This is a genomic window from Paraburkholderia sp. HP33-1 (assembly GCF_021390595.1).
In the GTDB taxonomy this organism is placed as follows: domain Bacteria; phylum Pseudomonadota; class Gammaproteobacteria; order Burkholderiales; family Burkholderiaceae; genus Paraburkholderia.
Genome location: NZ_JAJEJR010000002.1, coordinates 1,761,592 through 1,779,423, shown reverse-complemented (window position 1 = coordinate 1,779,423; position 17,832 = coordinate 1,761,592). Strand labels below are relative to the sequence as shown.

Genomic DNA, 17,832 nt, shown 5'->3' with positions numbered 1-17,832 from the left:
CAACTACGAGAGATACGCCTGTGCGACATTGATCAACTGCACGCGGTTGCGCACGTTGAACAGCTGCCGCAAGCGCCGCAGATGATAGTCGACGTTGTGCGGCGACAGCCCGAGGAAATACGCGATTTCCTTGTCGCGCTGCCCCTGCACGACCGCTTTCAGCACCGCGTGCTGCAGCGTGCTCAGCGCGACGCGCTGCTGCTGCGCGGGCGCGATGCCGATCACGCTTTTCGCGTGCGTCCAGATGAACTCGTGAATCGTGTGCGCGAACATCAACGTTTCCGCGACGATCGATTCGGTCATCCAGCGCGGGTTGCCGATCTCCGAGTTGAAGCACAGACTCGCGCTCAGATCCGGCTCGGGCAGCGGCATCTGCGTGAGAATGCCGCTCTTGCGCCCGGCCGCCTCGAGCATGTCGATCAGATCGCCGAGCCGTTCGCTGCGCGACTGCGCGCGCGGCAGATCGGCGCGCATGTCGGCGGTATTCCACAGAAACGGCATGCCAGTCGGCGACGCGTGCGCGACGCGCGGATCGAGCTCGAAATAGCGCTCGCGGAAATAGCGCGTGAGCCACGCCGTCGACTCGTAGCTCGTCAATACGAACATCGCCTTGTGATGTGACGACGTGCGCGTGGCGGCATAGCTGAACGAGTCGAAGCCCAACTGCCTGATGCGCTGGCGCACGAACTCCATGCGGTCCCGCGCGCTGCCGAACCGTCCAAGCGGACTGATCAGCGGGCCGGCCCGGCGCCCCACGGGTGGCGGCGTGCCGATCTCCTCCTCGGTGAACAGAGTCAGAAAGCTACTGCGCGTCGCGCCATTCGCGACGCGGGGAGACGTCTTCGATGCTTCAGCCGCGTGGGCTGAATTTGCGGCGTGCCGCGCGCCGGCCGGGTAGGCCGGTTGGGCGGATGCCGCTCTCGGGTTTGCTGCCGACGCGTGCCCGGCTTCGCCTTGTGGCGAGCCGGTCAGCCATTGCGGCAGCGTATCGCATTCATGTTCCATGAAACGGTAGCTCCGGCGTTCTAAACGCGTGAAAGACGACAACCTCAATGATTAGCGATTTCGTGAAATAGCGGTAGCCGGTTCCTTGCTATCATTTTTGTGACCTTGCGGTGACAGTGGACCGGCAATTCGGGTACGGCGGCGCTTCTCCTTCCATACGGCACCTCCTTTGAAGGGTGTGATGGCACGAATTCCCAAGCTCACGATGACACTCGCCTACGACCGCTACATGGCCGGCCAGCGGCTCGTGTCGAGCGTGGATCGCGACTGGCGGTACCGGGTGCTGCGCTCGTATCTCGAGTCGCGCCGAGCATCTCGAACGCAACCTCGGCGGACACCGGGAAAGCGCCGACATGCGCGTGAACGACCGGTGGTTCGTGCCGCCCGCGCCGATCTCATGCCGCTGACATTCGATCAGCGACGAGCCGCTGTCGACCTTGCACCTAGCGAGCGCGGTTTGCTCGACAACGTAGCGCAACTGATGGGATTCGACGCGGCCCGAACGGCTGGTGCGGCGCGGGATCCGGCGAGTGACCGACTACATCCGCGCCAATCTCGCCGAAGATCTGGCGATCACCGAACTGACCGGACAGGCCGGGCTAAGCACTTTTCATTTTGCTCGGGTGTTTCGCTGCGAAACGGGCGAGACGCCGCTTGCCTGCCGATTGCGCCGAGATGCGTACCAGTCGCGACGCAGAGCCGTAACGGCGAGCCATTCTCCAGCCGGATTCACGCACCTGCGAAGTGTGCGTTGCCTTGCGCAGCTTGCAAACTACGAACTTTCGTGGCGACGCGCAGCGCAAACTGGCATGGCAGACTGCGCAAGGCTTTGCGGCACGGTCGACCGGGCGCGATCATGCGTGGTCTAACTGGCCTGACCGCGGTGCCGGCAATTGTACCTGTCGAATCCTTGCATGGGATGACAGAATCGAAGCGCTTTTCAACCTCACACGCTAGATGACCCGCGATGACCCGACTCACCATGACCGCCTGCGGCCACACCTTTATCGCCGAGACCCATCCTGATGCGCCGCAGACCGTGGCCGCGTTCCTGAAGCTTCTGCCGTACCGGCAGAAGCTGATCCACGTGCGCTGGAGCGGCGAGGGCTGCTGGGTGCCGCTCGGCGAGTTCAAGCTCGAGAACGACGGCATCGCGGTCGGCTTCGAGAATCACACGAGCCATCCATCGGTCGGCGACATCCTGTTCTATCCGGGCGGCTATAGCGAGACCGAGATCATCCTCGCGTATGGCGCGTGCTGCTTCGCGAGCAAGATGGGCCAGCTCGCGGGCAATCACTTTCTGACGATCGTCGAAGGCAAGGAGAAACTGCGCGAGCTCGGCACAAAGGTGCTGTGGGAAGGTGCGCAGGAGGTGGTGTTCGAGAAAATCTGATTTGGCAGTATCTCCTTGCTGGGCATAGGCGATGCTTGTTTGAAGCGTCGCGAGCGATCGGGCACCGGTCCCGTCTGGCCTGCGCGGCAAGGAGGAGGACATGCGAGGAATAAATGACAAATTCCGCGCTGTAGTTTTTGCCATGTCGGCCGCGTTGCTCGTCGCCTGTGGCGGGGGTGGCGGCAGCGGCGGGTCGGGTAGCGGCAGCAGCGCTGCGTCTGGGCCGGCCGGCGGCGTCACGCTGCAAGTGGTGTCGTTTGGCGACAGCCTGTCGGACGTCGGGACTTATGCGCCGCTCGCGAGCGCGGTGGGAGGCGGGCGTTTCACGACCAATCCCGGCCAGGTGTGGACCCAGGACGTCGCGCAATACTACGGCGATACGCTCAGCGCCGCGTACACGATCGACCTCACGCACAAGCTGAGCGCGCAGGGCGGCCTCGGTTATGCGGAAGGCGGCGCGACAGTGGCGACGCCTGCGAACCAGTACGACTACCTGAGCGACGTCATCGGCAACGTCGAAATGCCTGTCAATCAGCAGGTGTCGAGCTATCTGAGCGCCCACGGCAGTTTCAACGCCAATCAGCTCGTGCTCGTGTGGGTTGGCGCGAACGATGTGCTTCGCGCCGGCAACCTGCCCGCCGCAGCCCCGATCGTCCAGACGGCGGCCACCACGCTCGCCCAGCTCGTCGGGCAGATTGTGCAGAACGGCGGCGCGCATGTGGTGGTGGTCAATCTGCCGAATATCGGACTATCGCCGAAAGGGCTCGCTTCGGCAGATGGTGGTGCGAACCTCACGCAGTTGTCGCAGCTTTTCAACAATACGTTGAATACTGCGCTACAAACCGATGGGCTGCAGTCGAAGGTGATCGAGGTCGATTCGTACGCGTGGACCAATCAGGTCATCGCGAACTTTCGGGCGAACGGTTTCACCGTGTCGAATACGTCGCAAGCCTGCGATCCGGGGAAAACGCCCGATAACACCTCGCTTCTATGTTCGCCTCCGACCTATGTGAGCGCCAATGCGGACCAGACTTACATGTTCGCCGACGATCTTCATCCGACGACGCATATGCATGCGTTGTTTGCGCAGTTCGTCGAGCAGCAGATTGCGCGCAGCGGGTTGGGGCGGTGACGGGGCGTTGTCACAAGTCGGCGCGGTCCGCTATCCGCACCCCGCCCCTCAACAGGCCGGGGTGCGCACGACATTACTTCGTCAATTGAACAACTTCATCGCCTGCGTCAGCGTATTGACGACTCCCCACGCGAGCGGAACCATCACATACAGCCAGAACACCACGAGCATCGCCTTGTTGGTCGGATGTGCGGTTTGAACGGTTGACATACGGATCTCCTCACGCGCCCTTGGCGACTTGTGCATCGGTCATGTGGTGCTTCGCATCCACGCGCTTGACCAGCAGGTTGCAGATAAAGCCGATCACGAGCAGCACGGCCATGATATGCACGGTCATCGTGTACGCGTCCGCTTTCGCGACGCCGTTCGCGACTTCGTACGCGCGGATGTAATTGACGAGCACCGGACCCGCGACCCCCGCCGCGGCCCACGCGGTCAACAGACGTCCGTGAATGCCGCCGACGAACGTCGTGCCGAACATGTCGGCGAGATAGGCCGGCACCGTCGCGAAGCCGCCGCCGTACATCGACAGGATGACGCAGTACGTCAGCACGAACAATGCGATCTGTCCGTTCGCGGCAAAGCTCGGCACCAGGTAGTAGAGCACCGCGCCAAGCGCGAAGAAGATGTAGTAGGTGTTCTTGCGGCCGATGTAGTCCGACGTCGACGCCCACACGAAACGCCCACCCATGTTGAACAGCGACAGCAGCCCGACGAAGCCGGCCGCCGCCGCCGCCGTCACCGTGTTCTTGAAGCTCTCCTGGATCATCACCGAGGCCTGGCCGAGAATGCCGATGCCAGCCGTCACGTTCAGGAACAGCACGAGCCAGATCAGATAGAACTGCGGCGTCTTCAGCGCCTGATCGATATGCACGTGATTGCTCGTGATCAGCCGGTGCTGGGTCGCCGCGGGCGGCGTCCAGCCGGCCGGCCTCCAGTCCGCCGGCGGCACGCGGATCGCGAGCGAGCCGATCGTCATCGAGATGAAATAGACGATGCCGAGCACGACGAAGGTCTCCGCAACGCCGACGCTCGTCGCGCTATGGAAGTGGTTCATCAGCGCAACCGACAACGGCGCCGCGATCATCGCGCCGCCGCCGAAGCCCATGATCGCCATGCCGGTCGCCATGCCGCGGCGGTCCGGAAACCAGCGGATCAGCGTCGACACCGGCGACACGTAACCGAGCCCAAGCCCGATGCCACCGATCACGCCGTAGCCGAGATACAGCAGCACGATCTGATGCAGATACACGCCGAGCGCGGACACGAGGAAGCCGCCGCCGAAACAGCACGCGGCTGTGAACATCGTGCGGCGCGGACCGACGTGTTCGAGCCATTTGCCCGCGAATGCCGCCGACAAACCGAGGAACACGATCGCAAGCGAAAAGATCCAGCCGAGCCCGGTCAGCGTCCAGTCATCGGGTGCGGACTGGGTGATGCCGATCACTTTGGTCAGCGGTCCGTTGAAGACCGAGAACGCGTAGGCCTGACCAATGCACAGATGCACGGCGAGCGCTGCGGGCGGCACCATCCAGCGCGAAAAACCGGGCTGCGCAATGGTGGCCTGTTTGGAAAAGAATGGGGCGGAACCTCGCTGGCTGCCCGGTTCGCTGATGCTGCTCATATAGGTGGTCTCCTTCCGGTTGGTCCGTTGCCGGCGCGTTGTGGATTTTTCGGGGACGGACCAGTTTAACGCGTGCAGGCCGCCTCGTCATGCTATATGCAATATTATTTCATATGGCCTGTGTTCAAGCGCCTGGATTCGGTTCTGGATGGACAATAGGACGTGCACGATGGCTTCGCAATATGAAGTACGTTGACATATGGTGCGATCCTGGTGAAACGCGGGTGTTCTCCGCGCAGGTTGGTCCGAACGAGTAACTCGAAGCGCCATACGAAGGCGGCAAAAAACGAGCAGCGCAAAGGCGCGGCTCAAAAAAGACAAACGGGCTGGCGCGGCCTCTTCGCCGCGCCAGCCCGTCATGTATCGACGGCGAATCCCGCCGAGCTCAATCGGTCTTGCGTCCGGTCTTCATGCGCGCCGCGACGAGTAGCGAAATCAGGCAGCCGATTGCCAGATAGGCCGCCACCGGATGCCACGAGCCGCCCGCGAAGCTGACCAATGCGACCGCGATGAACGGCGTGAAACCGCCGCCGACCACGCTCGCCACCTGATAGCCGACGCCCGCGCCGCTGTAGCGGTACTCGGTGCCGAACAGTTCGGTGAACATCGGCTGCTGCACGCTGACGACCATGTCGTGCGCGATGTTCGCGAGCATCACGGCGAACACGACGATCCACACGGTCGAACGCGCTTCGAGCGCGAGGAAGAACGGCACCGCGCTGAACACGCCGACCAGCGCGCCGAGCATATAGATGCGACGGCGACTGAAGCGATCCGCGAGCCACGCGAAGCACGGAATCGTGACGCAGCTGAGCGCGCCGACGATGAAGCCGATCGTCAGGAAGAACTCGCGCGGCATGTGCAGGTTCGCGGTCGAGTAGTTCAGCGCGAATGCGGTCACGATGTACATCGAGAACAGCTCGGCGAGCCGCAGCGCGATGATCAGCAGGAAGGCCTTCGGATGGCGCAGCAGCGCTTCGACGATCGGCAGGCGCACGCGGCGCTCGCCGTGCTGGCCGACTTTCTCGACGAACTCCTGCGACTCCTCCATGCTCGAGCGGATCCACAGCGCGATCAGCACCAGCACGACGCTGAACAGGAACGGCAGACGCCAGCCCCAGCTGAGGAACGCGGCGTTGTCCATCGAGTGGCTGATCAGCGCGACGAGACCCGTCGAGAGCACGAGCCCGACGCCGTAGCCGACCTGCACGCCGCTGCTGTAAAAGGCCTTCTTTTTCTCGGGCGCGCTTTCGACGGCCATCAGCGCCGCACCGCCCCATTCGCCGCCGACCGCGAAGCCCTGGATCGCACGCAGCGTGACGAGCAACACCGGCGCCAGCCAGCCGATCATCGAAAACGACGGCAGCAGACCGATCGCGGCCGTCGACAGACCCATCATCATCACGGTGAGCACGAGCATGCGCTTGCGCCCGAGCCGGTCGCCGTAGTGACCGAACACGAAGCCGCCGAGCGGGCGGAACAGGAAGCCGACGCCGAAGGTCGCGAATGCGGCGAGCGTGCCCATCGCCGGACCGACGTTCGGGAAGAACTCGGCGTTAAATACGAGCGCGGCGACGATGCCGTACAGCAGAAAGTCGTACCAGTCGACCACGGCGCCGATAAAGCTGCCGAGCGCGGCCTTGCGAGCCTGACTGCGCGCATTGCGGTGAGTGGCCACTGCGGCCTGCGGGTGGGTAGTGCTCATTGGGTCTCCTCTGTGTTGCGGTACTTGAACCGATCACGTGGCACCGGCGAGGCATTTGACGCGATCGATCCGGGGCAGAATGTACGGAAGGTTATTGGTGCGGCTCGGATTTCACAATCCACGCGATGCTGAAAATGCGCGATCATCGCACGCGGCTGCGCGCATAGCGCGCGTTTTGCGTGTTTACACGGAGCGCTGCGGGGGATCATCGCGAGGAATGACGTGGGCACACCACGGAGCCCGCGGCGTGCTAACGTGAAAGTAATCTTAAAAACAACAAGCATTGATATACTACATACCGGATATTGAAAAATGCGGCGCTGCAGCATATGATTGAGGAATCCATCTTCTCAATCGTTCGGAGTTACACGTGGAATTCGTGCCTCTCGCGCTGTTCGCCATTGCTGTCGTAGGGTTGGGCTGTGCCGCCGCCGTTTTGCTGACCGACTGGATTCCCGAACCGGTCGCAGAGCTGGCATCGCAACATGGCCGCTTCGTGGGACTGGGTGAGCAGCGCGGCAAAGCGGCGGCGCCGTATCGCGCGCACGTTCAAACAGAGGCGATGAATGTCGTCAGAACTTCCAACTGAAACAGTGGCCACCCCGTTGACCCTGTCGTTGCAGCCTATCGGCGCGAGCGCGAGCTTGCGCGATCAGGCCTATACAAAGCTGCGTCAGGCAATCGCCGATGCGGATATATACCGGAATCGCGAAGAAATCCGCCTCGACGAGCGCGTACTCAGCGAATCGCTCGGCGTGAGCCGCACGCCGGTGCGCGAGGCGATGACGCTGCTCGAGCAGGAGGGCTTCCTGCGCATGGTGCCGCGGCGCGGCATCTACATCGTGCGCAAGAGCAAGCGCGAAATCGTCGAGATGATCCAGATGTGGGCCGCGCTCGAAAGCATGGCCGCGCGGCTCGCCACGCTGCATGCGACCGACGAGGAAATCGGTCGCCTGCGCCATATGTTCGATAATTTCCGCGATACGACGCCGGCCGAGCATATCGCCGAGTATTCGGATGCGAACATCGCGTTTCATCAGGCGATCGTCGAGCTGTCGAAGTCGCAGATCATTCTCGATACGATCAAGAACATCTTCATCCACGTGCGCGCGATCCGGCGCATGACCATCTCGCAGAGCGACCGGGCGGCGCGTTCGATCGTCGATCATCTGCGCATCATCGAGGCGCTCGAGAAGCGCGATACCGAACTCGCCGAGCGGCTCACGCGCCAGCATTCGCTCGATCTCGCGGCGTTCGTCGAAGCCAATTGCGATTTCCTCGACTGACGGCGGCGTAGGCGCCTGATTGCGTGCTGTCTTCGAAAAGCCCGCGGTGTGCAAGCACCGCGGGCTTTTTAGCATGGGCGAACGACAGGAAAACGAGGTTGCTACCGCGCTGCGGGATAAACCGTGCTTGACGGTCTTAAAAATATGGTATGTGATATATCAACAATCACAGCCGCCGTTTGACCGTTGCACACCAGATTGATGAGGAGACGACCATGTCTGCAGTTGTTTCATCCCTGAGTCCGGCCACGACCATCGCGACCACCACGACCGCCGACGACACGCTCAAGCAGAAGACCCGCGACGCGGGCGTTGTGTCGGGCGGTCATCTGGTCGCGAAGGCACTGAAAAACGAGGGGGTCGACACGATCTTCACGCTGTGCGGCGGCCACATCATCGATATCTACGACGGCTGCGTCGATGAAGGCATCCGCATCATCGACGTGCGCCACGAGCAGGTCGCCGCGCATGCGGCCGACGGCTACGCGCGCCAGACGGGCAAGCTCGGCTGCGTCGTGACGACCGCCGGCCCCGGTTGCACGAACGCGGTGACCGGCATCGCCACCGCGTTCCGCTCGGAAAGCCCGATCCTGCACATCGGCGGGCAGGGCGCGCTCACGCAGCACAAGATGGGCTCGCTGCAGGATCTGCCGCACGTCGACATCATGGCGCCGATCACGAAGTTCGCCGCGAGCGTGTCGAGCACCGAGCGCATCGCGGACATGATCGCGATGGCCGCGCGCGAATGCTTTAACGGTGCGCCCGGTCCCGCCTACCTCGAAATTCCGCGCGACGTGCTGGACCGCGAAGTCGACGCGACGCGCGCGATCCTGCCGCAGCCGGGCCGCTATCGGGCGTCGACGAAATCAATCGGCGATCCGCGCGACATCGAGAAACTCGCGGACATACTCGTCGATGCCGAACGCCCCGCGATCCTGTACGGCCAGCAGGTGTGGACCGCGCGCGGTCACGAGGAAGCGATCGCGTTGCTGCGCGGCGTCGAGATCCCCGGTTATTTCAACGGTGCGAGCCGTGGGCTGCTGCCGCCGGGCGATCCGCATCATTTCGATCGCACGCGTTCGCAGGCGTTTGCGAATGCCGACGTGCTGATCGTGGTCGGCACGCCGTTCGATTTCCGCATGGGCTATGGCCGACGAATCAGCAAGGAATTGACGCTCGTACAGATTGATATGGACTACCGGACGGTTGGAAAGAATCGCGATATCGATCTGGGCCTCGTCGGCGATCCGGGCGCGATTCTCGCCGCTGTGCTGCAAGCCGCGAGCGGACGCCTCAAGGACGACAAGCGTCAGGCACGCCGCAAATGGATGGCGCAGTTGCGTGACGCCGAGGCGAGTGCCACCGAGAAACTGATGCCGCTGTTCCGCTCGAACAGCACGCCGATTCATCCGTATCGCGTCGCGTACGAGCTCAACGAGTTTCTGTCGGACGACACCGTCTATATCGGCGACGGCGGCGACGTCGTGACGATTTCCGCGCAAGCCGTGCGCCCGCGTCGCCCGGGACAGTGGATGGACCCGGGCGCGCTCGGCTCGCTGGGTGTCGGCACTGGCTTTGCGCTCGCGGCGAAGCTCGCGCATCCGCACAAGGAAGTGCTCTGCTATTACGGCGACGGCTCGTTCGGCATGACCGCGTTCGACATGGAAACCGCGAACCGCTTCAACGCGCCCTACCTCGCGGTAATCGGCAACAACTCGGCGATGAATCAGATTCGCTACGGCCAGCTTGCCAAATACGGCGAAGAGCGCGGCAACGTCGGCAATCTGCTCGGCGACGTGCCGTTCAGCAAATTCGCCGAAATGCTCGGCGGCTATGGCGAGGAAGTGCGCGATCCCGCGCAGATCGCGAGTGCGCTGCAGCGCGCGCGTGAAGCGATTCATCGCACCGGCCGCTCGGCGGTGGTCAATATCTGGGTCGACCCGCGCGAATACGCACCGGGCACGAAGAACCAGACCATGTACAAATAACCCGCATCTTTCAGGAGATACGACATGGCCAAGGCACTCGACGGTGTGCGCATTCTCGATTTCACGCATGTGCAATCGGGTCCGACCTGCACGCAATTGCTCGCATGGTTCGGCGCGGACGTCATCAAGGTGGAGCGGGCGGGCGCCGGCGACATCACGCGCGAGCAGTTGCGCGATATTCCCGACGCGGACAGCCTCTACTTCACGATGCTCAATCACAACAAGCGTTCGGTCACGATCGACACCAAGCATCCGGAAGGCAAGCAGGTGCTCGAAGCACTGATCCAGAAATGCGATGTACTGGTCGAGAACTTCGCACCCGGCGCGCTCGATCGGATGGGCTTTACCTGGGAGCGGATTCAGGAATTGAATCCGCGCATGATCGTCGCGTCGGTGAAGGGTTTCGGTCCCGGTCCTTATGAGGACTGCAAGGTCTACGAGAACGTCGCGCAATGCGCGGGCGGCGCGGCGTCGACCACCGGCTTCGACGACGGGCCGCCGGTCGTGACCGGCGCGCAGATCGGCGATAGCGGAACGGGTCTGCATCTCGCGCTCGGCATCGTCACCGCGCTCTATCAACGCACGCATACCGGGCGCGGCCAGCGCGTGCTCGCGGCGATGCAGGACGGCGTGCTCAATCTTTGCCGCGTCAAACTGCGCGATCAGCAGCGGCTCGATCGCACCGGCGTGATGAAAGAGTATCCGCAATACCCGAACGGTACGTTCGGCGAGTCGGTGCCGCGCGCGGGCAATGCGTCGGGGGGCGGTCAGCCGGGTTGGATTCTGAAGTGCAAGGGCTGGGAGACGGATCCGAACGCATATATCTACTTCATCACGCAGGCGCCCGTGTGGGCGAAGATCTGCAACGTGATCGGCAAGGAGGAGTGGGCCACGGACCCCGACTACGCGACAGCGCCCGCGCGCCTGCCGCGACTGAAGGAGATCTTCGCCGAAATCGAACGCTGGACGATGACGAAGACCAAGTTCGAGGCGATGGAGATCCTGAACAAGCACGACATTCCGTGCGGCCCGATCCTGTCGATGAAGGAAATCGCCGAGGAGCCGTCGCTGCGAAAAACCGGCACGATCGTCGAAGTCGATCATCCGAAGCGCGGCAAGTATCTGACGGTCGGCAATCCTATCAAGCTGTCCGACAGTCCGACCGACGTCAAACGCTCGCCGCTGCTTGGCGAACATACCGACGAGGTGATGGCCGAGCTCGGTTATTCGGCCGAGCAGATCACGGCGCTGCGCACGGCTGGGGCGATCTAGGAGCGAGGCATGCAGACGTGGATGCGGTTCATGTCGGGCGACGGCAACATTGTGTTCGGCCGTGTCGAAGGCGCCTATCTGCACGAGTATGAAAGTCTCGCGCAGCCGGTGCCGACCGGCGCGGTGCTGTCGTTGCGCACATTGACGCCGCTGGCGCCGTGCGCGCCCGGCAAGGTCGTCGCGCTGTGGAACAACTATCACGCGCTCGCGGCGAAACTCGACAAGCCGGTGCCAGCGCATCCGCTGTTTCTGCTGAAGCCGGCCGCGTCGGTGATCGGTTCGGGCGAGCCGATCCGCAGACCGCATCACTACGCGGGCAAGATCGTCTACGAAGGCGAGCTTGGCATCGTGATCGGCCAGCGATGCCGCGATGTGGATGTGCAGAAGGCACAGGCGGCGATCTTCGGCTACACGCTGGTCAACGACGTGACTGCCGCCGATCTGCTCAACGAGAATCCGCATTTTCCGCAGTGGTGTCGCGCGAAGGGCTTCGACACGTTCTGCTGTATCGGTCCGGCGATCGTCTCCGGCTTCGACTGGCGGGCGGCACGTCTGCTGACGACGCTCGACGGCGTCGAGCGTCAGAACTATCCGTTGGCTGATATGGTTTTTTCGCCGGCCGAGCAGGTGAGTCTGCTTTCGCAGGATCTGACGCTCGAACCAGGCGACGTGATTGCGTGCGGCACCTCGGTGGGCGTGGGGTCGATCAGGGACGGGGCAACGGTGTCGATCACGGTCGATGGGATCGGCACGCTGACCAATACGTTGAGCGCGGCGGGGCGCGACGAGCAGCTGGCTCAGTTCACCACGGGCCGCTGATCAAAGATGCATACGCCGCTAGTCATTAACCGCCGGGCCGAATTCACTGTAGTACTGCGTCTTCCTGTGCAGAATCAGTTGCGCGAGAAAGTCGGCATCGTAGGCACGATGCAGATGACTGTGATGGCGCTCGATGTAAGCAGTGATGCGCGCCAACTCGCTATTGAACTCTTTGAGCATGTCGAGCGTCGCACGGTCCCAGCGAAACCGCAGCCCAAGATCGCTGAACGCGGCATTGTAGGCGCTCAGATGCGCATCGTCGGGATGATTCTCGCGATCCGCGCTCGCTGCGCGAGCGTTGCGTGTGCTGATATGGGATTCAAGCGGGGCGTGGTTCATGATCGGCCTCCTCGGCTCGCAAGTGAAAGAACTCGCTTGCAGCATAGAAGTCGCGATCGATTTGCAATAGTTAAAGTTTTATTGGCATTCCATAGTCTATGGCTTATGCACGCTCAATTCCTTTACGCGCGTGATTTTCTCGATCAGATCCGCGCCTTCCTCCATGAGGAAACGCTTGAAGGCGACAGCAACCGGAGGCAGACGTTTGTTCTTCCTATGCACGACGTACCAGTTGAGCATGATCGGAAAGCTCTCGACGTCGAGCACGACCAGGTGACCCAATTGCAATTCGAGGCTGATCGTATGCGCGGACAGAAACGCGATGCCCATGCCGGCAATGACCGCCTGCTTGATGGTCTCGGTGCTCTTGATCTCCATTGCAATCTTCAGATTGGACAGGCGGCCGGCAAAACCTTCTTCCATCGAATTCCACGTATCCGAGCCGCGTTCACGCACGATGAACGCTTCGTTGGCGAGTTGGCTGAAGCGGATATTGCGCTTGTGCGCAAGCGGATGAGAGGGCGCTGCGACGATTACGTACGGATGCGGCGCGAACGCTTCATTGGTCGCGTCGGTTTCGTGCGGCGGACGCACCATGACCGCGAGGTCGGTCTGATTGGTTGCCAGTTGATGCAGCAGTTCTTCGCGATTGTGCACCGCGAGATTGAGATCCACACCCGAATAGCGACGTGTGAATTCGGCGAGAAGCCGCGGAAAGAAATAGTCGCCAGCGCTGATTACGGCGACATTCAGCTTGCCGCCGGAGACGCCCTTCAACTGACTCATCGCTTCGTCGACTTCATGGAACTGCTGCATGATCGCGCGGCTGTAGTGGAGCATTTCGGTGCCGGCCGGCGTCAGGTAGATCTTTTTGCCGAGTTGCTCGAACAGGGGCAGCCCCGCATGTTCCTCGAGTTGCCGGACCTGGGTGGAAACGGCCGGCTGAGTCAGATGCAATTCCTCGGCGGCGCGCGAAAAACTCAGGTGGCGCGCCACCGTTTCAAAGACCTTCAGTTGCCGCAGAGTTGCATTGCGCATCGTCATGGTCGATGTATAAGCAAACGTGAATCAACATAATAACAAACTTTAATTATTCGTAATTCAGCAATGACCCTAGCATGCAACGTATAAGACGCAGTATTGCTACGCTGAAATACGAGGGTTAACGCAGAGATATGTGGTGTAACGGACTCAATAGCGAAAAACAAGCTGTAATGCTTACCGCCTGAAGCGGAGTTCTGATCGGAATAAAGAAAGAACGTTATTTCTAAAGGCGAGTTCGGGGGCTGCAGAAAGGCATAAAACAGCATCAATTCCGATTTTTCCCGAATAGCGAAGTTATCGGGCCATAACGATAAGGCGGGACGCATCCAGCGCGGCGCGTAAGCCGGCTGCACTAAATAAATAGTGGAGACAAGGCTCATGGACGATATCGCTCAGCAATCGACTACCCGCCTATCCTGGCGTAACCGCTGGTGGCAGCTCGTCATCGGCATGGTGTGCATGGCGCTGGTGGCGAACCTGCAATATGCGTGGACGTTGTTCGTGGCCCCTATGCACGCGCGGCATAACTGGAGCGAAGCGTCCATCCAGCTTGCTTTCTCGATCTTCATTCTGACCGAGACGTGGCTCGTGCCGTTCGAGGGCTGGCTCGTCGATCGATTCGGGCCGCGCCCGGTGGTGGCGGTCGGTGCCGTGTGTGCGGGGTTGTCGTGGATTCTCAATTCGTATGCGACGACGCTCGGCGTGTTGTACCTTGCCGCGGTGATCGGCGGGATCGGCGCGGGCGGCGTGTATGGAACGTGCGTCGGCAATGCGCTCAAATGGTTTCCCGACCGGCGCGGTCTCGCCGCCGGGTTGACCGCCGCGGGCTTTGGTGCGGGCGCCGCGCTTACGGTGATTCCGATTGCAAACATGATTACGCGCCGCGGCTACGAAGAGACGTTTTTCTTCTTCGGCATCGTGCAAGGCGTCAGCATCCTGCTGCTGGCGATGCTATTGACGAGACCGAACTTGCGCCAGCAAGGCGCGCGCAAGAGCCGCTTCGCGGTGTCGAAAGTCGATTTCACCGCGCGCCAGATGATTAGAACGCCGGTGTTCTGGGTGATCTATGTGTCGTTCGTGGCTGTGGCGGCGGGCGGCTTGATGGCGACCGCGCAGATCGGCCCGATCGCAAAAGACTGGGGCATCGCGCGCATTCCGATGTCGGTCTTCGGTATGACGTTGCCGCTGCTGACCCTCACGCTGTCGATCGACAATATCTTCAACGGCCTCACGCGTCCGCTGTGCGGCTTCATCTCCGACAAGATCGGCCGTGAAAACACGATGTTCGTGATCTTCATCGGTGAAGGGCTCGCGCTGCTCGGCATGATGCAGTTCGGCAGCAATCCCTATGCGTTCATGGTCTTTGCCGCGCTGATCTTCCTGTTCTGGGGCGAAATCTTCTCGATCTTCCCGGCAACCTGCGCCGATACGTTCGGCAGCAAGTACGCGACTGCCAACGCCGGTACGTTGTACACCGCGAAGGGCACGGCCTCGTTGCTGGTGCCGATCGCGTCGGTACTCGCGGCGACCGGCGGCTGGAACCTCGTTTTCATTGTCTCCGCCGTCATCACGATCGCGGCGGGCATCTCCGCGAAGTTCATCCTCGAGCCGATGCGCACCCGCTGGATCGAATCGCACAATCAACCGCAGGGCGCGCTGGCCGCCGCGGGTCATGGCAATAGCAACGTGTCGCGAATGAGCCGCTGGCCCGAGCAGTCCGGCGAATAGCGTGAGCGTCGCGCGCCGGGAATCGACGACATGAACGTTTCGCTGCAGCAACTGAAGGTCTTCGTCGCGGTCGCGCGTGAACGCAGTTTCACGCGCGCGGCGCGCGAGTTCGATCTGACGCAGTCGGCCGTGAGCCGTTGCGTGCGTGATCTGGAAGATGCGATCGAATTGAAGCTGTTCGATCGCACGACCCGCCAGGTCGAACTGACGAATGCGGGCGCGAGTCTCGTGAGAAGAATCGGGCGGTTGCTCGACGAAATCGAATTGACGCTGCGCGAAGAGCGCGCCGCTTATGACGGGCACACGGGCGTTGTCGTCGTCGCGAGCAATCCGGTATTTTCATCCAGTTGGGTGCCGCAGGCTTTGGCGCAATGTGCATCTTCTTTTCCCGAGCTGGTCGTGTCGGTCAGGGATCAGCCTCAAAGCAGCGTGCTGGCGAGTGTCGAGCATGGCGAGGTGGATTTCGGCGCGGTCTGCGTGGCCGAACCCGTCGATAGTCCTTTCCTGCATGCGCAAGTACTCTTTACTACGCCACTGCATGCGGTGATTCCATCCACCCATCCGCTGGCGCGGCACGACAGCGTCGAATGGCGCTCGTTGCGCGAATGGCCGCTGATCACGCTGAATGCCGATACCGGTGTGCGTGCTGCGCTCGATCCGGCACTCGCCGCGAACGAGCTGAAGAGCCGGCCGCTGCGGGAATCCGGACACGTCGCGGCGGTAGCGCGCATGGTCGAATTGGGTCTTGGTGTCGGTGTTCTGCCGGTCGATCCGTATTGGCCTTCGCCGGGTGCCTCGTTGGTGAGTCGTCCGCTGGTTCCGGAAACGACATTGACGACCGTACTCGTGCACCGCAGGAATCGCTCGCTTCGTCCCAATGCGGCGGCTGCATGGGCGCAGTTCGTCGCGTCGACGAGTGCGCATTCGCGCAGCGCGGACGCGCTGCCTGTCGCTAGCGCGGCGCACATGCGCCTCCAGTTCACGCCATAACGTCCTACACAAGGAGCTTCATGATGGAAATCCAGACCGCCCTCAAGCACCATGATCTGCTGATCGACGGCAAGCGCGTGCCGCCTGGCACCGGGGAATATTCTGTCGATATCAATCCCGCGACCGAGGAGCCGATCGCACTGGTCGCGCAAGGCAGTGCCGCCGACGTGGATGCCGCGGTGCGCGCTGCGCGCAGCGCTTTGAAGGTGTGGAATTCGATCCGGGCCGCCGAACGCGGCCGCATTCTACAACGGCTCGCGGGCCTGATGCGCGAGAACATGGAAGAACTCACCGCGCTCGAAAGCCTCGACGGCGGCAAGCCGATCGCAGCGGTGATGCGTCAGGACGTGCCCGCCGCGATCGACACTGTCGAATACTACGCGGGCTGGTGCGACAAGATCAACGGTCAGGTGGTACCGACCCGTCCGGATGCGTTGACTTATACGTTGCGCGAACCGGTCGGCGTGGTTGCCGCAATCGTGCCGTGGAATTTTCCGCTGATGATCGGCATGTGGAAGATCGCGCCCGCGCTCGCGTGCGGTTGCACGCTGATCGTCAAGCCTGCCGAGATTACGCCGCTCACTGCGCTGCGCATCGGCGAACTGGCGCTCGAAGCGGGCGTGCCGCCCGGCGTGCTCAATATCGTCACCGGCAAGGGCAGTGTGGTGGGCGACGCGCTGGTCTCGCATCCTGGTATCGACAAGGTAACGTTCACCGGTTCGCCTTCGGTCGGACGAGGCATCCTGCAGGGCGCGGCGGGCAACTTCAAACGCGTAACACTGGAGCTCGGCGGCAAGTCGGCTAACGTGATCTTTGCCGACGCGAATCTCGACAACGCGGTGCGGGCCGCTGCGTCCGGCGTGTTCTTCAATACGGGGCAAGTGTGCTCCGCCGGATCACGGATCCTCGCGCATCGTGACGTGTATGACGAGGTGGTCGAGCGTCTGGCTACGCGTGCGAGGTCGATCAAGGTCGGCGATCCGTCGCTGCGCGAAACGTCGATGGGACCGCTGATTTCCGCCGCGCAGATGAAGACCGTATTGAGTTATGTCGAGACAGGACGCTCGGAAGGCGCGTCGCTCGTGACGGGCGGCGCGCGCGTCGGCAATCGCGGCTTTTTCGTCGAGCCGACCGTGTTCGCGAATGTCGAGCACGAAATGCGTATTTCGCAGGAAGAGATATTCGGGCCCGTGGCGAGCGTGATCCGTTTCGACGACGAAGCGGACGCGATCAGAATCGCCAATGGCACGTCGTATAGTCTCGCGGCCGGCGTGTGGAGCGCGGACCTGAGTCGCGTGCATCGCGTGGCGCGCGATCTGAAAGCTGGGACCGTGTGGATCAATACCTATGGCTATACGGACGTGCGATTGCCATGGGGCGGTGCTGGTGATTCGGGCTTTGGTCGCGAGCATGGCGACGTCGCGATCGAGAACTTTACCGAACCGAAGGCGGTGTGGGTGGCGCTCGATCAATAGCGTTTGATGCGAAAAAGGACCGGATGCACGGC

At 62.1% G+C, this 17,832-nt stretch carries 17 protein-coding genes and 1 pseudogene; 11 read left to right on the top strand and 7 right to left on the bottom strand.

Annotated features, from left to right (window positions below):
* Positions 1–3: 3 nt before the first annotated feature.
* On the bottom strand, positions 4–1,005 hold the full coding sequence (locus tag L0U81_RS24105) for a helix-turn-helix transcriptional regulator (RefSeq protein ID WP_233806326.1): 1,002 nt from the start codon (positions 1,003–1,005) through the stop codon (positions 4–6).
* A 181-nt stretch (positions 1,006–1,186) separates the two neighbouring features.
* Between L0U81_RS24105 and L0U81_RS33725 the strand changes: the two are divergent.
* From L0U81_RS33725 to L0U81_RS24090, 3 genes and pseudogenes are all read left to right on the top strand, one after another.
* Positions 1,187–1,658 (top strand): annotated as a pseudogene (locus tag L0U81_RS33725) (AraC family transcriptional regulator); the annotation flags it as partial.
* A 314-nt stretch (positions 1,659–1,972) separates the two neighbouring features.
* Complete coding sequence (locus L0U81_RS24095) at positions 1,973–2,398, top strand: DUF3830 family protein (RefSeq protein WP_233806322.1); 426 nt, start codon at positions 1,973–1,975, stop codon at positions 2,396–2,398.
* A 100-nt stretch (positions 2,399–2,498) separates the two neighbouring features.
* Positions 2,499–3,530 carry an SGNH/GDSL hydrolase family protein gene (locus L0U81_RS24090; protein WP_233806320.1) on the top strand — a complete coding sequence of 344 codons (1,032 nt, stop codon included), beginning with the start codon at positions 2,499–2,501 and terminating at the stop codon, positions 3,528–3,530.
* Between the two features lie 81 nt (positions 3,531–3,611).
* Here L0U81_RS24090 and L0U81_RS24085 read toward each other — a convergent pair whose 3' ends face one another.
* The 3 genes from L0U81_RS24085 to shiA form a co-directional block, all read right to left on the bottom strand.
* On the bottom strand, positions 3,612–3,740 hold the full coding sequence (locus L0U81_RS24085) for an MFS transporter small subunit (protein WP_233806318.1): 129 nt from the start codon (positions 3,738–3,740) through the stop codon (positions 3,612–3,614).
* Between the two features lie 10 nt (positions 3,741–3,750).
* The gene (locus tag L0U81_RS24080; protein ID WP_233806316.1) at positions 3,751–5,154 is read right to left on the bottom strand and encodes an L-lactate MFS transporter; all 1,404 of its coding nucleotides are present in this window, start codon (positions 5,152–5,154) and stop codon (positions 3,751–3,753) included.
* A gap of 385 nt (positions 5,155–5,539) precedes the next feature.
* Complete coding sequence (shiA, locus tag L0U81_RS24075) at positions 5,540–6,859, bottom strand: shikimate transporter (protein WP_233806314.1); 1,320 nt, start codon at positions 6,857–6,859, stop codon at positions 5,540–5,542.
* A 370-nt stretch (positions 6,860–7,229) separates the two neighbouring features.
* On the opposite strand from shiA, the gene L0U81_RS24070 reads away from it, so the two are divergent.
* The 5 genes from L0U81_RS24070 (at position 7,230) to L0U81_RS24050 (ending at position 12,224) form a co-directional block, all read left to right on the top strand.
* Positions 7,230–7,448: a hypothetical protein gene (locus L0U81_RS24070; protein WP_233806305.1), complete on the top strand. Its 219-nt coding sequence runs from the start codon at positions 7,230–7,232 to the stop codon at positions 7,446–7,448.
* Positions 7,426–8,145: a GntR family transcriptional regulator gene (locus tag L0U81_RS24065; protein WP_233806303.1), complete on the top strand. Its 720-nt coding sequence runs from the start codon at positions 7,426–7,428 to the stop codon at positions 8,143–8,145. The genes L0U81_RS24070 and L0U81_RS24065 overlap by 23 nt, the downstream gene beginning before the upstream one ends.
* Before the next feature lie 215 nt (positions 8,146–8,360).
* Positions 8,361–10,133 carry a thiamine pyrophosphate-binding protein gene (locus L0U81_RS24060; protein WP_233806301.1) on the top strand — a complete coding sequence of 591 codons (1,773 nt, stop codon included), beginning with the start codon at positions 8,361–8,363 and terminating at the stop codon, positions 10,131–10,133.
* 24 nt (positions 10,134–10,157) lie between these two features.
* The gene (gene frc, locus L0U81_RS24055) at positions 10,158–11,405 is read left to right on the top strand and encodes a formyl-CoA transferase (RefSeq protein WP_233806299.1); all 1,248 of its coding nucleotides are present in this window, start codon (positions 10,158–10,160) and stop codon (positions 11,403–11,405) included.
* A gap of 9 nt (positions 11,406–11,414) precedes the next feature.
* The gene (locus L0U81_RS24050; protein ID WP_233806297.1) at positions 11,415–12,224 is read left to right on the top strand and encodes a fumarylacetoacetate hydrolase family protein; all 810 of its coding nucleotides are present in this window, start codon (positions 11,415–11,417) and stop codon (positions 12,222–12,224) included.
* 18 nt (positions 12,225–12,242) lie between these two features.
* On the opposite strand, the gene L0U81_RS24045 is transcribed toward L0U81_RS24050, so the two are convergent.
* From L0U81_RS24045 to L0U81_RS24035, 3 genes are all read right to left on the bottom strand, one after another.
* Entirely contained in the window at positions 12,243–12,563 is a 321-nt protein-coding gene (locus L0U81_RS24045; RefSeq protein WP_233806295.1) for a hypothetical protein, read from the bottom strand.
* A gap of 96 nt (positions 12,564–12,659) precedes the next feature.
* Positions 12,660–13,607, bottom strand: a complete 948-nt coding sequence (locus L0U81_RS24040; RefSeq protein ID WP_233806293.1) for a LysR family transcriptional regulator — start codon at positions 13,605–13,607, stop codon at positions 12,660–12,662.
* A complete protein-coding gene (locus tag L0U81_RS24035) occupies positions 13,604–13,987 on the bottom strand; it encodes a hypothetical protein (RefSeq protein ID WP_233806291.1) in 384 nt (127 codons plus the stop codon). Before L0U81_RS24035 ends, L0U81_RS24040 begins: the two co-directional genes overlap by 4 nt.
* Between L0U81_RS24035 and oxlT the strand changes: the two genes are divergently transcribed.
* Genes oxlT through L0U81_RS24020 form a run of 3 tightly spaced genes read left to right on the top strand, consistent with a single transcriptional unit; the run spans position 13,986 to position 17,800 of the window.
* A complete protein-coding gene (oxlT, locus tag L0U81_RS24030; RefSeq protein WP_233806289.1) occupies positions 13,986–15,335 on the top strand; it encodes an oxalate/formate MFS antiporter in 1,350 nt (449 codons plus the stop codon). The genes L0U81_RS24035 and oxlT overlap by 2 nt on opposite strands.
* A gap of 30 nt (positions 15,336–15,365) precedes the next feature.
* Positions 15,366–16,325, top strand: coding sequence for a LysR family transcriptional regulator (locus L0U81_RS24025; protein WP_233806287.1), 960 nt, complete (start codon positions 15,366–15,368; stop codon positions 16,323–16,325).
* 23 nt (positions 16,326–16,348) lie between these two features.
* On the top strand, positions 16,349–17,800 hold the full coding sequence (locus L0U81_RS24020) for an aldehyde dehydrogenase family protein (protein WP_233807929.1): 1,452 nt from the start codon (positions 16,349–16,351) through the stop codon (positions 17,798–17,800).
* Positions 17,801–17,832: the final 32 nt, after the last annotated feature.

Bases quoted from the DNA above. Each gene is read 5' to 3' on its own strand.
- L0U81_RS24085 (WP_233806318.1), bottom strand. From the start codon at position 3,740: ATGTCAACCGTTCAAACCGCACATCCGACCAACAAGGCGATGCTCGTG.
- L0U81_RS24105 (WP_233806326.1), bottom strand. From the start codon at position 1,005: ATGGAACATGAATGCGATACGCTGCCGCAATGGCTGACCGGCTCGCCA.
- L0U81_RS24050 (WP_233806297.1), top strand. From the start codon at position 11,415: ATGCAGACGTGGATGCGGTTCATGTCGGGCGACGGCAACATTGTGTTC.
- L0U81_RS24020 (WP_233807929.1), top strand. From the start codon at position 16,349: ATGGAAATCCAGACCGCCCTCAAGCACCATGATCTGCTGATCGACGGC.
- L0U81_RS24060 (WP_233806301.1), top strand. From the start codon at position 8,361: ATGTCTGCAGTTGTTTCATCCCTGAGTCCGGCCACGACCATCGCGACC.
- shiA (WP_233806314.1), bottom strand. From the start codon at position 6,859: ATGAGCACTACCCACCCGCAGGCCGCAGTGGCCACTCACCGCAATGCG.
- L0U81_RS24090 (WP_233806320.1), top strand. From the start codon at position 2,499: ATGCGAGGAATAAATGACAAATTCCGCGCTGTAGTTTTTGCCATGTCG.
- L0U81_RS24065 (WP_233806303.1), top strand. From the start codon at position 7,426: ATGTCGTCAGAACTTCCAACTGAAACAGTGGCCACCCCGTTGACCCTG.
- L0U81_RS24040 (WP_233806293.1), bottom strand. From the start codon at position 13,607: ATGACGATGCGCAATGCAACTCTGCGGCAACTGAAGGTCTTTGAAACG.
- L0U81_RS24045 (WP_233806295.1), bottom strand. From the start codon at position 12,563: ATGAACCACGCCCCGCTTGAATCCCATATCAGCACACGCAACGCTCGC.
- L0U81_RS24025 (WP_233806287.1), top strand. From the start codon at position 15,366: ATGAACGTTTCGCTGCAGCAACTGAAGGTCTTCGTCGCGGTCGCGCGT.
- L0U81_RS24035 (WP_233806291.1), bottom strand. From the start codon at position 13,987: ATGAGCCTTGTCTCCACTATTTATTTAGTGCAGCCGGCTTACGCGCCG.
- L0U81_RS24095 (WP_233806322.1), top strand. From the start codon at position 1,973: ATGACCCGACTCACCATGACCGCCTGCGGCCACACCTTTATCGCCGAG.
- oxlT (WP_233806289.1), top strand. From the start codon at position 13,986: ATGGACGATATCGCTCAGCAATCGACTACCCGCCTATCCTGGCGTAAC.
- L0U81_RS24080 (WP_233806316.1), bottom strand. From the start codon at position 5,154: ATGAGCAGCATCAGCGAACCGGGCAGCCAGCGAGGTTCCGCCCCATTC.
- frc (WP_233806299.1), top strand. From the start codon at position 10,158: ATGGCCAAGGCACTCGACGGTGTGCGCATTCTCGATTTCACGCATGTG.